At 66.3% G+C, this 13,162-nt stretch carries 14 protein-coding genes and 1 tRNA gene; 5 read left to right on the forward strand and 10 right to left on the reverse strand.

Translation table 11 applies throughout. From position 1 onward, the window contains the following. Nucleotides 1–68: 68 nt before the first annotated feature. Nucleotides 69–2,012 carry a heavy metal translocating P-type ATPase gene (locus AU193_RS09470; RefSeq protein ID WP_064422106.1) on the forward strand — a complete coding sequence of 648 codons (1,944 nt, stop codon included), beginning with the start codon at nt 69–71 and terminating at the stop codon, nt 2,010–2,012. A gap of 10 nt (nt 2,013–2,022) precedes the next feature. On the opposite strand, the gene AU193_RS09475 is transcribed toward AU193_RS09470, so the two are convergent. The 5 genes from AU193_RS09475 to AU193_RS09495 all read right to left on the reverse strand — a co-directional run bounded on the left by AU193_RS09475 (nt 2,023) and on the right by AU193_RS09495 (nt 6,274). After that, nucleotides 2,023–2,095 (reverse strand) — tRNA-Ala (locus AU193_RS09475). Nucleotides 2,096–2,157: 62 nt separating this feature from the next. Beyond that, nucleotides 2,158–3,177 (reverse strand): gephyrin-like molybdotransferase receptor GlpR, encoded by a 1,020-nt coding sequence (gene glpR, locus AU193_RS09480; protein WP_064422107.1) that lies wholly within the window; start codon nt 3,175–3,177, stop codon nt 2,158–2,160. 221 nt (nt 3,178–3,398) lie between these two features. Continuing rightward, a complete protein-coding gene (locus tag AU193_RS09485; protein ID WP_064422108.1) occupies nt 3,399–4,052 on the reverse strand; it encodes a GNAT family N-acetyltransferase in 654 nt (217 codons plus the stop codon). 17 nt (nt 4,053–4,069) lie between these two features. Continuing rightward, entirely contained in the window at nt 4,070–5,335 is a 1,266-nt protein-coding gene (gene glp, locus AU193_RS09490; RefSeq protein WP_064422109.1) for a gephyrin-like molybdotransferase Glp, read from the reverse strand. Nucleotides 5,336–5,362: 27 nt separating this feature from the next. Then, nucleotides 5,363–6,274, reverse strand: coding sequence for a UTP--glucose-1-phosphate uridylyltransferase (locus AU193_RS09495; protein ID WP_064422110.1), 912 nt, complete (start codon nt 6,272–6,274; stop codon nt 5,363–5,365). Between the two features lie 75 nt (nt 6,275–6,349). Here AU193_RS09495 and AU193_RS09500 point away from each other — a divergent pair, with 75 nt between their 5' ends. The 4 genes from AU193_RS09500 to mscL all read left to right on the forward strand — a co-directional run bounded on the left by AU193_RS09500 (nt 6,350) and on the right by mscL (nt 8,655). Beyond that, entirely contained in the window at nt 6,350–6,964 is a 615-nt protein-coding gene (locus AU193_RS09500) for a 5-formyltetrahydrofolate cyclo-ligase (RefSeq protein WP_064422111.1), read from the forward strand. 59 nt (nt 6,965–7,023) lie between these two features. Continuing rightward, on the forward strand, nt 7,024–7,377 hold the full coding sequence (locus AU193_RS22795; protein ID WP_082682903.1) for an FmdB family zinc ribbon protein: 354 nt from the start codon (nt 7,024–7,026) through the stop codon (nt 7,375–7,377). A gap of 69 nt (nt 7,378–7,446) precedes the next feature. Continuing rightward, entirely contained in the window at nt 7,447–8,097 is a 651-nt protein-coding gene (locus AU193_RS09510) for an SAF domain-containing protein (protein ID WP_064422113.1), read from the forward strand. A 99-nt stretch (nt 8,098–8,196) separates the two neighbouring features. Further along, nucleotides 8,197–8,655 (forward strand): large-conductance mechanosensitive channel protein MscL, encoded by a 459-nt coding sequence (gene mscL / locus AU193_RS09515; RefSeq protein WP_064422114.1) that lies wholly within the window; start codon nt 8,197–8,199, stop codon nt 8,653–8,655. A gap of 64 nt (nt 8,656–8,719) precedes the next feature. On the opposite strand, the gene AU193_RS09520 is transcribed toward mscL, so the two are convergent. From AU193_RS09520 to AU193_RS09535, 5 genes are all read right to left on the reverse strand, one after another. After that, the gene (locus AU193_RS09520) at nt 8,720–9,379 is read right to left on the reverse strand and encodes an MspA family porin (RefSeq protein WP_064422115.1); all 660 of its coding nucleotides are present in this window, start codon (nt 9,377–9,379) and stop codon (nt 8,720–8,722) included. Between the two features lie 543 nt (nt 9,380–9,922). Beyond that, the gene (locus tag AU193_RS09525) at nt 9,923–10,582 is read right to left on the reverse strand and encodes an MspA family porin (protein ID WP_064422116.1); all 660 of its coding nucleotides are present in this window, start codon (nt 10,580–10,582) and stop codon (nt 9,923–9,925) included. 370 nt (nt 10,583–10,952) lie between these two features. Beyond that, a complete protein-coding gene (locus AU193_RS23330) occupies nt 10,953–11,111 on the reverse strand; it encodes a hypothetical protein (RefSeq protein WP_172798255.1) in 159 nt (52 codons plus the stop codon). A 53-nt stretch (nt 11,112–11,164) separates the two neighbouring features. Further along, nucleotides 11,165–11,710 carry a molybdenum cofactor biosynthesis protein B gene (locus AU193_RS09530; RefSeq protein ID WP_172798260.1) on the reverse strand — a complete coding sequence of 182 codons (546 nt, stop codon included), beginning with the start codon at nt 11,708–11,710 and terminating at the stop codon, nt 11,165–11,167. Between the two features lie 23 nt (nt 11,711–11,733). Continuing rightward, the gene (locus AU193_RS09535; RefSeq protein WP_064422242.1) at nt 11,734–13,110 is read right to left on the reverse strand and encodes a S1C family serine protease; all 1,377 of its coding nucleotides are present in this window, start codon (nt 13,108–13,110) and stop codon (nt 11,734–11,736) included. Nucleotides 13,111–13,162 lie beyond the last annotated feature (52 nt).

Raw genomic sequence — 13,162 nt, forward strand, 5'->3', positions numbered from 1 at the left:
CCGATCACATACATGTACAGTTCTACATGTTTAGATGTAGCGATGAATTGCCACCGGAAGGCGGGTCGATGACCACCACCACCGTGCGGGCCGAGCGCACATCCGACGCCCGCACGACGCAGTTCAGTGTGGCGGGCCTGTGGTCGGTGTGTTCCGTCCGGTGGGCTGCTGCCGCCCTCGGCTTGTTCTTGGCGGGGCTGGTGACTCAACTGGCAGACGGTCCGGCGTGGCTGTCGTGGACGGCGTATTTAGCCTGTTACCTCACCGGCGGCTGGGCGCCGGCCTGGGAAGGCGTGCAAGCGTTACGGGCACGCACACTCGATGTGGATTTGCTCATGGTGGTCGCGGCCGTCGGCGCGGCGAGTATCGGTCAGACCTTCGACGGTGCGCTGCTGATCGTCATTTTCGCCATCTCGGGAGCGTTGGAGGACGCGGCGACCAAACGCACAGAGGATTCGGTCAAGGGATTGCTCGATCTCGCACCGGATCGTGCTGTCCGCATCGAGTCCGATGGATTCGAAGAAACGGTCAACGCGGAGGATCTTCGCGTCGGCGACATCGTGAGTGTGCGGCCCGGTGAGCGGCTTCCCGCAGACGGGGTCGTCATCCTCGGCACATCCGACGTCGACGAGTCATCGGTCACCGGTGAACCGCTGCCGGTGAGCAAGTCGGTCGATGACGAGGTCTTCGCGGGAACCCTGAATGGGGCGGGCGCACTGTGCATTCGCGTAACCAAGGACCCGTCCGGCACCGTGGTCGCTCGGATCGTCGCCCTCGTTGCCGAGGCGTCGGCCACCAAGGCCAGAACCCAGCTGTTCATCGAAAAGATCGAACAGCGCTATTCCATCGGAGTCGTCGTCGCGACCCTCGCGCTGTTTGCGATCCCGTTGCTACTCGGTGGCGATCTTGCGTCCACGTTGCTCCGGGCGATGACATTCATGATCGTCGCGTCGCCGTGCGCAGTAGTGCTGGCGACCATGCCGCCGCTGCTGTCGGCCATCGCCACCGCCGGAAGGAACGGCGTCCTCGTCAAATCGGCGGTCGCGATGGAACACCTCGCCGACGTCACCCACGTCGCCATCGACAAGACCGGCACATTGACAACGGGCACACCGCAACTCACCCATGTCACGCCGCTCAACGGCCACTACGCCGAGGACGACGTGTTGCGGATCGCAGCTGGCGCAGAGCAGTTCAGCGAGCACCCGCTCGGTCGCGCGATCGTCGACGCCGCCCGGACACGTGTTCTCATACCGGCGCCAGCCACCGACTTCCGGGCGCTACCCGGTCGCGGTGTGCGTGCACGCCTCTCGGGCCAGACGGTCGAAGTGCTCAGCGCGCAATCACTTTCGACCACCGCCCCAGTCGTCGATGACCTGGAAAGGCGAGGCACCACCGCCGTCATGGTCGCCGTCGATGGCACGCCGATCGGGGTGCTCGGCCTGGACGACACCGTGCGACCCGGCGCCGAGGAACTCGTGCGGGACATCGCCAGGCTCGCTTCGAAGCCGCCAGTCCTGTTGACCGGCGATTCCCGGAGAGCAGCACAACACTTGGCCACGAAAGTCGGCATTACCGATGTGCGCGCCGCCCTCCTTCCCGATGAGAAAGTCCGCATAGTGCGCCAAATCCAAACCGGTGGCGAACGCGTCCTGTTCGTTGGCGACGGGATCAACGACGCACCCGCCATGGCGGCCGCACACGGGTCCGTCGCCATGGGGCGCACCGGCGCGGATCTCACTTTGGAAACCGCCGACGTCGTCACCGTCCGGGACGAGCTGGCGACAATCCCGGCGATCATTGCGTTGGCGCGCCGTGCGCGTCGTGTCGTGATCGCCAATCTCGCCATCGCAGCGACCTTCATCGCGACGCTCGTCTTGTGGGATGTGTTCGGCCATCTTCCGCTGCCGCTCGGCGTGGCAGGTCACGAGGGTTCCACGATCATCGTTGCATTGAACGGGCTGCGCCTGCTGAGCAATCGCGCCTGGGTGAAGGCCTCCGCTCTGACCTGATCAAACTCTGTGGAGCTAAGGGGAATCGAACCCCTGACCTACTCGATGCGAACGAGTCGCGCTACCAACTGCGCCATAGCCCCTGATACCGGTAGCAGGCTACCAGCCATCGGATGGCCGCCGACAATCGACGGGCGGCCTCGGTCTACTGGCCCGCGGCCCGCGGCAGGTCGAAGTGCCGCGCGAACGGTGCGTAATCCAGGTGCTCGAAGATCGGATCCTCGTCGTCGATCTCCAAGACCACCGAACCGGGCCGCCGCAAGCGGGCCGGTACCACGTCGAACTCGTGGTCATCGGTGTTCTCGACACCCAACCGGGAGCGGGCGATGCGCTGCGCACGCCTGCGACGCAGCCGCTCCTCGATCCGGGTTTGCCGTCGCAGGTAGCCCAGGTACAGCACCGTGAAACCGCTGAGTACCCCACACAGCCACCACATCGTCGGGCTCAGTGTGAACGCCGCGGCAACCGACGCCACCAGCAGCACGCCGAGCGTAGTCAGCATCCGCTTGCGAAACCGGTACTTGCGCTCGCTCACCGCGGCGGCGGTCTTCGACTCGTACCGGCGTCGGCGCGCCTCGGACAACGAGTCTGCCATCCGCAGGTCCGTTTCGGACGGCGCCTCGAGGCCAGATGAATCGTCGACGGTGTCGTACTCGTCGTCCGAATCATCGGGTTCCGGTTCGGGTTCGTGTTCGGGTTCGGCGCCGTCGTCCTCGACGGCTGCCTCGTCGACGGACTCGCCGGCCGGCTCCTCGAATTGCAGTGTGAGCTCGTCCTTTTCGGGTTCCTGCCGATCCGACCCCCCAACCGGCAGGGCGCCCGAGTCTTCGCCGATGACATCGACGTCGAGGTAGTCGGGTTCCGCGCTTTCTTCGACGTCGACGGCCGCGACGCGCACCACCGCTCGGCCCACGGGTTCCGGTTCGATCTCCTCGTCGAGGTCTTCTTCGGACGGGCGCCAGTCCGGATCGCTGGCATGGCCGGCTGCCGGGCCGCGACGTTTCAGCAGTCGCGCGTTGCGGCCGCTGTTGAGCACGCGCGTCGCCAACGCGACATCACTGGTCCGGCGCACGGTGTCGCGCTTGCTGATCAGCATCGGCACGAGCACGAAGAGCCAGAGGACGACGAGGGATATCCACAGAAGAGATTGGGGGATGCTTGGCATGTCGCCTGCTCCTTTCCCCTAAAGGCTAGGTCTGTGACCTGCGCATCCGTGGGCGGCGCGCCGAAGCAATTACACACCTGTAATTCACCCAAGACAAGCACCAACAGTCACAAATGTCACATTCGTAACAGCCAAGAGCGTTCGCCTTTCTCGAGACGTACACCAGGGTGGTGCTTCGCCGCGGTTCGCGACCCTGTTGTACGTCTCGCGAAATCACGCGTCTACGCCCACTCGGCGCGCCCCTTGCGCACCAGCGTGGCGGCCGCCGATCCGTTGAGCTCTTCGATCGTGATGGCCACCAGCAGGTGATCGCGCCAGGCGCCGTCGACGTCGAGATACCGGCGCAACAGCCCCTCCTCGCGAAAACCGACCTTCGCCAAAACCGCACGGCTGGCGGCGTTTTCCGGGCGTACGGTGGCTTCGACCCGGTGCAGGCCTACCGGACCGAAACAATGGTCGACGCCCAACGCCAGGGCAGCGGTCGCGACGCCGCCACCGTTCACCGCCTTGGCCACCCAGTACCCGATCCAGGCCGAGCGCAGCGCGCCATGGGTGACGTTGCCGATCGTGAGCTGACCGCAGAACTGGTCGTCCAACTCGATCACGAAGGGCACCATCCGACCCTTGCGCGCCTCAGACCGCAGCCCCGAACACACCGAGGGCCACGACGTGATCGCGTGGCGCGTCTCCCAGTCCACCCCGGCAGCCGGTTCCCACGGTTCCAGGTGGGCGCGGTCGGCCAGCCGGATGCGGCTCCATTGCGCACCGTCTCGCAGCCGGACGGGACGCAACCGCACCACGCCGCCCGCCACACGTAGCGGTCCCGCGGACATCGGCCAGCCCGGATGTGCCGAACTCGACCGCCACAGGTTCACGTCGACACCCGCGCGGATCAGCCGCGTTGTGCCAGAAATGCGACGTCGACGATCTCGCCGGTGCGAACCGATTCGGCTTCGGTCGGCACGATGACGAGACAGTTCGCCTCGGCCAGCGTCGCTAGCAAGTGCGACGCGCCGGGCGCTCCGCCGAGCGCCTGGACGAGGTATTCGCCGGTGTCCTGATCCCGCAGGAGTTGACCGCGCAGATAGCCCGTCCGACCCGCGACCGACTCGATCGGCGACAACGTGCGGGCCTGCACAATGCGGCGGTGCGCCTGCCGCTTGCCCAGCGACAGCCGGATCAGCGGACGCACCATGACCTCGAACACCACCAAGGCGCTGACCGGGTTGGCGGGCAACAGGAACACCGGCACGCCGTCGCGGCCCAACTGGCCAAACCCCTGCACCGACCCGGGGTGCATGGCGATGCGGGTCACCTCCATCTCCCCGAGCTCGGCGAGCACCGAACGGACCCCCTCGGCGGCCGCCCCGCCTACCGCCCCGGCGATGACGACCACCTCGGCGCGGTTGAGCTGACCCTCGACCACTTCACGCAGCCGCTTGGGATCGGTGTCGACGATGCCGACCCTGTTCACCTCGGCACCCGCGTCGCGCCCGGCGGCGGCCAACGCGTAGGAGTTCACGTCGTAGACCTGACCATTGCCGGGCGTGCGGGAGATGTCGACGAGTTCACCGCCCACGCACATGACGGACAACCGCGGCCGCGGATGCACCAGCACTCGCTCCCTGCCGACCGCGGCCAGGAGGCCGACCTGCGCCGGTCCGATGATCGTGCCGGACCGCACCGCGACGTCGCCGGGTTGAACGTCGTCGCCGGTGCGCCGCACATAGGCGCCCGACCGCACGCCACGCAGCACCCTGACCCGGGCATTGCCGCCGTCGGTCCAGCGCAGCGGGAGCACCGCGTCGGCCAGCGTCGGCATCGGGGCGCCGGTCTGGACGCGCGCGGCCTGGCGCGGCTGCAGCCTGCTGGGCGTGCGGGCGCCGGCCTCGATCAGTCCCATCACCGGCAGGCTCACTTCAGCATCGGACGCCTCTTCCCCGTCCGCCGCGTTGCCGTCCTCGCCGACACCGAGCACATCGACGCTGCGGACCGCGTACCCGTCGATCGCGGCCTGATCGAATCCGGGCAACGGACGCTCGGTGACCACTTCCTCGGCGCACATCAAACCCTGCGCCTCGGCTATGGCCACCCGTACCGGCCGCGGCGCCACCGCCGCAGCCGCGACTCGTGCCTGCTGTTCCTCGACCGAACGCACCGCACCCCTATCTATGCGTCGGGGCTGTCAGCAGTCGATCAGCCCCAATCGCTCCACCAACCACCGCCGGAGTTCCGGCCCGTAGTCATCGCGCTTCAACGCAAAGTCAACCGCAGCCTTGAGGTAGCCTCCGGGATTTCCGAGGTCGTGTCGAGAGCCGCGGTGGACGACTACGTGCACGGGGTGGCCCTCGTTGATGAGCAATGCGACGGCGTCGGTCAGCTGGATCTCCCCGCCCGCGCCGCGCGGAACCCGCCGCAGCGCGTCGAAGATGGCCCGGTCGAGCACGTACCGACCGGCCGCGGCGTACGGCGACGGGGCGTCCTCGGCCTTGGGTTTCTCGTACATGCCCTTCACGCGCAGCACGTTCGGGTTGTTGCTATCGGTGACGGGTTCGACGTCGAAGACGCCGTAGGCGCTGATCTCCTCGGGCGGCACTTCGATCGCACACAGCACCGAACCGCCGCGCTTGGCCCGCACCTTCGACATCGTCTCGAGCACGCCGGTCGGCAGCACGAGGTCGTCGGGCAGCAGCACCGCGATCGCGTCCTCATCGGGCCCCAGTTTCGGTTCCACACAGCTGACGGCGTGGCCGAGGCCCAGCGGCTCGGCCTGCACCACCGACTCGACCTTGATGAGTGCCGGTGCGCGGCGCACCTTCTCCAGCATCAACTTCTTGCCGCGCTCCTCCAACGTGCCCTCGAGCACGAGGTCCTCGACGAAATGCGCGACGACGCCGTCCTTGCCCTCCGACGTGATGATGATCAGCCGTTCCGCGCCCGCCTCGGCCGCTTCCGCGGCGACCAGCTCGATGCCCGGTGTGTCGACGACCGGCAGCAGCTCCTTGGGGACCGTCTTGGTGGCCGGCAGGAATCGCGTGCCCAGGCCCGCCGCAGGGACCACCGCCGTCTGGGGAATCGTGACGAGAGGCCGTGTCATCGTTCACACACTAACGTCCATGGGCAGGTGGAACATTGCGAGGTCGGGCGTGCTGGGAGCGATTGGGGAGACGACGTGAGCGCGACGAAGGCGGAGCTACGGGCCTCGATTGTGGTGGCCCGCCGGGCTCAGACCGCGCACGAGCACGACGCCGACGCGCACATGTTGACCGGCCATGTGACGGCGCTCGTCTCGGCCGAAGAGACCGTCTGCGCATATGTACCCGTCGGCTCCGAACCCGGCTCCCTCGAGATGGTCGACTCCCTTCATCGGCGCGGTGTGCGGGTGCTGCTGCCGGTCGCCAGGCGCGACGCCGCGGGCGTACCCCAGCCGCTGCAGTGGGGCCGATACGCGCCCGGCGAGTTGACGAAGGGACGGTTCGGCCTCCTGGAACCCGAAGAACCATGGCTGGCGCCCGAGACCATCGCGGTCGCCACCACGCTGCTGGTTCCCGCCCTGGCGGTCGATCGCAGCGGTGTGCGACTGGGCCGCGGTGCAGGATTTTACGACCGGTCCTTGCGGTGGGTGGCGGGGTCGGCGCGGCTCGTGGCGGTGGTCCGCGACGACGAACTCGTCGACCGGTTACCCGCCGAAGCACACGACGTGCCGATGACCCACGCGCTGACGCCGCGGCGCGGGTTGGTGGCGCTCGGCCGAAATGTCCCACGGGGAATGACGCACGCCACGTAGCGGTTCTAGCACTTGAGCCGGTAGAGTGCTAACAGTTTTGACCACCAGGGAGGGGTCTCGTGCCTACGTATTCCTATGCGTGCACCGAGTGCGGCGACAAGTTCGACGCGATCCAGGCGTTCAGCGACGCGTCGCTGACCACGTGCAAGAAGTGCAACGGCCGCCTGCGCAAACTCTTCGGCAACGTAGGCGTGGTGTTCAAGGGCAGCGGCTTCTACCGCACCGACAGCCGTGAATCCGCCAAGAGCTCGTCGAACGGCTCCGGTAACGGGTCCAGCGCATCGGAGTCGACGTCGTCGTCGGAGTCGACCTCGTCGTCGGAGAAGAAGTCGTCGGACACGGCCGGGTCCAGCGCATCGACCGGCTCCTCGAGCTCGTCCAGCGCACCGGCAGCGGCCGCCGCATCGAGCTGACGCTCCGAGTTATCCACAGGCGCGCGAGTATTCCGCCCGATCTCGCACTGCCTTGCCTAACTTGGCCGCATGGGGGATTCACTCAACCCGTCGGCGCTGCATCGGATCACCGAGATCGTGCGGCCCGACTGGACGCGCACGGTGCTCGCCCGCCGCATCGCCGCGGGCGCTCTGGTGGTGCTCGCCGCAGTTGCCGCGGTGCGTCCCGATCCCGATGACCGGGACGTCGACGCAATCGTCGCCGCCCGCGACCTGAGCCCGGGAAGCGAACTGGGCACTGGCGACGTTCGTGTTGAAAAGCGCGACGCCGCAACGGTTCCCGACGGCATCCAGACCGATGTCGGCGCAGTCGTCGGCGCCACACTGGCCGGCCCCGTCCGCCGCGGCGAAGCGCTCACCGACGTCCGCCTGTTGACGCCGCGACTCGCCGAAGCGGCGGCGGGTCCTACAGCGCGCATCGTGCCGCTGTCGCTCGATGCGACCGCGGTGCTCGATCTGATCCGGCCGGGCGACGTGGTCGACGTGTTGGCCACCAGCGAAGAAGCCGATACCCGCCCGCGGGTGGTGGCGAGCGACGCGATCGTCGTGTTGGTTTCTGAAAAGCCTTCGGGGACAGGCGCCGGCACCGACCGCGTGGTTCTGGTGGCGCTGCCCGCCCACGCTGCCAACGAGGTAGCGGCCGCGACACTGGTGTCGACGGTGACGCTCACCCTGCACTGAAGCGCCGTTCCCGCACCGGTCATTTCGACCCTGATCGGCGGCAATACGGTTACCGTGCGTAACTGTCGAGCGCACACCACGGCAGGGAGGATCTGACACATGTTGAAGGGCTTCAAAGAGTTCCTCGCCCGGGGCAATATCGTCGACCTTTCGGTCGCGGTGGTCATCGGTACGGCGTTCACCGGGCTGGTCACCAAGTTCACCGATAGCGTCATCCAGCCGTTGATCAACCGTATCGGCGCGGGCGGCGAATCCGACTACGGCATTCTGCGCATCGGCATCGGCGGCGGTCAGACGATCGATCTGAACGTTCTGCTGTCCGCGGCCATCAACTTCATCCTCGTCGCGGCCGTCGTGTACTTCCTCGTCGTTCTGCCTTACAACCGGCTGCGCAAGAAGGGCGAGGTCGAGCAGGCCCAGGACACCGAACTGTCCTTGCTCACCGAAATTCGCAACATCCTGGCCGAGACCAACGGATCTTCGGGCGCACACAGCGCGGGTCCCGGCACCGGTCCCGAGCCAGACACCGCCAAGACCACCAGCGCTGACAGGTCATGAAGAAAGCGAACAGCCCCCGGAGGTTTCCGGGGGCTGTTGCGTTGCTCGGGAGAGAGTTTTCCAGTCAGTTCATGTTCCACGGCTCGCCGTAGGTGGTGACGCTGTCACCGGCCGACGAGATAAGCCGGGCGAACGGACGCAACAACACACCACCGGCAGCACCGGTCACCGTGCCGTGCGCATTCGACACCGCCACCCCGCCACTGGGACCGGCCACGTCCACCGAGAACGTCGCAACCTCCTGAATACCCGGACCGTTACCGAGATCGGCGCTGATCGACACCCCGGGAAACAAGTTCGGCGTCGTGATGAAGTTCGTGCTACCAGGCTCGAACGCCAACAGAGGGTTCGCCGGAGCCTGATCGAACAAGATATTGGGCGTGGTGTAGCTGAAATTGATGCCCACACCCAACGACCACGGAAAGCCGATCTGATACCCCAGCTCCAAGGTCCCCTCGAACTCATCAGCACCCGGGCCGGCCACGATGTACTTCGCCCGACCACTGTGGAACCACTCACGAGTCAGCCGGTTGCGGTCAAGAGGAAACACCCCATTGAGAAAGGTGTCCCACTGCTGAATCGTCAACGTCCGGTCTTTGCCATCGACCAGACTCAACTCATTGTCCAGCCCCGCGTGAGAGGTGCCCGTACCCACAAACAACGACCCGACGGCCCCAGCTATCGCCAAAACCAACGCGACCAGCACCCGACTGAATACCTTCATGATCTCCCTAGCTGAGTCGATGCGCGTCCCCTGTGAACACGCAACTGTGTGTCAGTTCGTGGTTGGCGCTTCTGCCACGAAAACGACGCAGGAGTCAATTTGAGCAAACGAGAGAACCTCGGGTGCCGCTCTGCCGTTGAGCCCGTGCGTTGACAGGAGGAACATAACGGTGCCGGAGAGAACCGGCAACGCGAGCGTGAGGTCTGCGCCCGGGCAGGACTTCTGATCCGCGCGAATCGCCCGCTTGCTGTCACCGCGCGAATAACGCTGCAGCAGGCGGATTCCGCGCGATCTCGGACGTACTGTAGGGGCCCGAGCTCGCAGTTCACTCGCGCCAGGCCACCGCGGCCGTGTGCTGCAGCACATTGGAGCTCGGCGGCCAGCTCGATCACAATCTCGTCGTTGTAACACGTTGTGATCAAGATCACCAGCAAAGCGCTTCTGCTGTTTACCCGATAGCAATGTCCCGTTCCATCTCCGGCCAGATACAGGACAGCCCCCGGAGGATCCCGGGGGCTGTTGTGTTGCTCGGGAGAGCTTTCGTCAGTTCATGTTCCACGGCTCGCCGTAGGTGGTGACGCTGTCACCGGCCGACGAGATAAGCCGAGCGAACGGACGCAACAACACACCACCGGCAGCACCGGTCACCGTGCCGTGCGCATTCGACACCGCCACCCCGCCACTGGGACCGGCCACGTCCACCGAGAACGTCGCAACCTCCTGAATACCCGGACCGTTACCGAGATCGGCGCTGATCGACACCCCGGGAAACAAGTTCGGCGTCGTGATGAAGTTCGTGCTACCAGGCTCGAACGCCAACAGAGGGTTCGCCGGAGCCTGATCGAACAAGATATTGGGCGTGGTGTAGCTGAAGTTGATCCCCACACCCAACGACCACGGAAAGCCGATCTGATACCCCAGCTCCAAGGTCCCCTCAAACTCATCAGCACCCGGGCCGGCCACGACGTACTTCGCCCGACCACTATGGAACCACTCACGAGTCAGCCGGTTGCGGTCAAGAGGAAACACCCCATTGAGAAAGGTGTCCCACTGCTGAATCGTCAACGTCCGATCTTTGCCATCGACCAGACTCACCTCGTTGTCCAGCCCCGCGTGTGAGGTGCCCGTACCCACAAACAACGACCCGACAGCTCCAGCTATCGCCAATACCAACGCGACCAGCACCCGACTGAATACCTTCATAATCCCCCTAGCTATGTCGGCGGTCAGCTGTCGGCTCACCGTGCTCTGCAGTTGGCGCCTGGCGCTCCTCCGGTCCCAGTGGCGCCAGGCCCCTGCGACCAGATGAGAGATCTCACATGTCGCTGTTACGTGCTGCTCATCGTTGTGACACGAGGAACATAACGGTCGGGCACGAACCCGGCAACGGGAGATCGCCGCACGACCGGGGAACGTTACGGGACCTGCCGGTTTGCCGGGGAGGTAGCCGTGGCACACGCGGTCGGGGCGTTACCTGGCCGTAACGTGAGCCGGTCGGTCGGGTCCAGCGTCGAAGACCGCCGTCGCGCTTCACGACGCGCAGCGGGTGGTCACCTTGTAGGGGCTCGATGACTCAATTGTGATGCGGCGGACGATTTTCCCGCATCCAACGCTCACGCTCGGCGTCGTCGTCGGGTGTCGCGACGTCGCGTTCGTCGCCCGAAACGCGTGGAATGGCCTCACCGAAAACATCGTCGATTGCGTTGCGGCTGGGCTTCGACCGGTCACCCACGATGACACACTACTGTGACTAAGATCACATCTCCCGCCTTCGGACGCGACGGCTCAGATGTCGAGGCTGGACAGCTCACCGATGATCTGGACCGCGAGGGGGTTGAGGGTCGCCATGCCGTCGCGCACCGCCGCGCGCGAGCCTGCGAGGTTGACCACGAGCGTGCTGCCCGAGATGCCGGCGAGGCCGCGGGAGACCCCGGCATCGATCATCCCGGCGGACAACCCCGACGCTCGCAGTGCTTCGGAGATGCCGAGCAGTTCCCGGTCCAGGATGTCGCGGGTGGCTTCGGGAGTGACGTCGCGGGGCGTGACGCCGGTGCCGCCCACGGACACCACCAGGTCCACACCACCGATCACCGCCGTGTTGAGAGCGTTGCGGATCTCGACTTCGTCGGACGACACCACGACGACGCCGTCGACGACGAAGCCCGCCTCGCCGAGCAATTCGGTGACCAACGGACCGCTGTGATCCTCTTCGTCGCCGTGTGCGGTGCGGTCATCGACCACGACGACCAGTGCCCGGCCCACCAACTCCGCTGGCTGTTCCATGAGTGCCACCGTATATGCGGCCCGCGACAGCGGCGCGGCCACTCTCAGCGTGGTCACGTCCGTCGGTGTGCTCACTGCTGCGCCTTACCCAACGTGACCTGGACGGTACTCGGCTTGCCCGACGGGTCGAGGTACGACAGCGTGACCTTCTCCCCCGGCGCCCTGGACCGGATGGCCGCGACCAGCGCATCGGCGCTGCTGATCACCCGATCGTCGACCTTGGTGACCACGACCCCGCTCGGTAAACCCGCCGCGGCGGCAGCGCCACCATCGGTCACCTCGACGATCCGAGCGCCGTCGACCGACGCGTCGTTACCGACCTGCACGCCCAGCGAAGCGTGCGCCGCGGTGCCGTTCTTGATCAACTCGTCGGCGATTCTCTTGGCCTGGTCGACGGGAATCGCGAAGCCCAGACCGATCGAACCGCTCTGTGCCTGAGGTCCAGCATCGGCGCCCAACGTGGCGATCGCGGAGTTGACGCCGATCAGTTCACCGTTCATGTTGACCAGCGCGCCACCGGAGTTGCCCGGGTTGATCGCGGCATCGGTCTGGATCGCGTCCAGGACCGTGTTCTGATTCCGGGCGTCGCCGCTGGCGGCGACCGGACGGTTCAACGCGCTGATGATCCCCGTCGTGACGGTGCCTTCGAGGCCGAGCGGAGAACCGACCGCAACCACGTCCTGGCCCACCTGCAGGTTGGCCGACGAACCGATGGCGATGGGCGTGAGGTCGGAGACGCCTTGAGCCTTCACCACGGCGATGTCGCTGCTCGGATCGGTGCCGATGACGGTGAACGGGGCGCTGCGACCATTCGAAAAGGTGACCTTGGTCTGCGCGCCGGTGGGCCCCGTTGAGGAGCCACCGGGACCGCCGGGACCGCCGGGGCCGCCTTGGGCCGCCGACACCACGTGGTTGTTGGTCAGAATCAATCCGTCGGTGGACAGGATGATGCCCGACCCCTCTTCGGATGCTCGCCCCATGTCCGTCTCGAGCTTGACGACGCTCGGAACCACCTTCGCCGCGACCTGTTCGACGGAACCCACCGGCAGGCTGGCAGCGGGCACACTGGGCGCCGCGCCATTGATCGACGACGATGCCGCGGGGCGGTCCGGCTGCGCCAGTAGCGCCACCCCGCCGCCGATGCCGGCCGACACGACCGCCACGGCCAGTGCTCCAGCCGTCAACGCCCCTGCGCGAGAACGCTTTTGCGGTGGCTGACCGGGCAGCGGCTGAGCCGCGCCACGGTAGGGGTCGTAGGGCGCACGGAACTGCTGATTCGGATGCTGGTGAGCCACATGCTGCTGCGTCGCATACCGCCAGTCGTAGGGCTGCTGCTGGTACGGGCCGGGACGCTGGGCGCCACCGGGGTAACCGGGCGTCCCGTGCTCAGTGCCCATCGGCCGGCGGCCCGGCGGCGGGGGCGGCGAATACCTCGGGTGGTTCGTCATGTCGCTCGGGATCTTCCTTACCTTCATTCGTTCTGTGTTCCGACATCTGGGA

It is taken from the genome of Mycobacterium sp. GA-1285 (genome assembly GCF_001499905.1).
Taxonomy (GTDB): domain Bacteria; phylum Actinomycetota; class Actinomycetes; order Mycobacteriales; family Mycobacteriaceae; genus Mycobacterium.

Excerpts from the sequence above, each read along its gene's own strand:
- AU193_RS09470 (WP_064422106.1), top strand. The coding sequence starts at position 69 with ATGACCACCACCACCGTGCGGGCCGAGCGCACATCCGACGCCCGCACG.
- glpR (WP_064422107.1), bottom strand. The coding sequence starts at position 3,177 with ATGCCAAGCATCCCCCAATCTCTTCTGTGGATATCCCTCGTCGTCCTC.
- AU193_RS09495 (WP_064422110.1), bottom strand. The coding sequence starts at position 6,274 with ATGACACGGCCTCTCGTCACGATTCCCCAGACGGCGGTGGTCCCTGCG.
- AU193_RS09510 (WP_064422113.1), top strand. The coding sequence starts at position 7,447 with ATGGGGGATTCACTCAACCCGTCGGCGCTGCATCGGATCACCGAGATC.
- mscL (WP_064422114.1), top strand. The coding sequence starts at position 8,197 with ATGTTGAAGGGCTTCAAAGAGTTCCTCGCCCGGGGCAATATCGTCGAC.
- AU193_RS09520 (WP_064422115.1), bottom strand. The coding sequence starts at position 9,379 with ATGAAGGTATTCAGTCGGGTGCTGGTCGCGTTGGTTTTGGCGATAGCT.
- AU193_RS09525 (WP_064422116.1), bottom strand. The coding sequence starts at position 10,582 with ATGAAGGTATTCAGTCGGGTGCTGGTCGCGTTGGTATTGGCGATAGCT.
- AU193_RS09535 (WP_064422242.1), bottom strand. The coding sequence starts at position 13,110 with ATGACGAACCACCCGAGGTATTCGCCGCCCCCGCCGCCGGGCCGCCGG.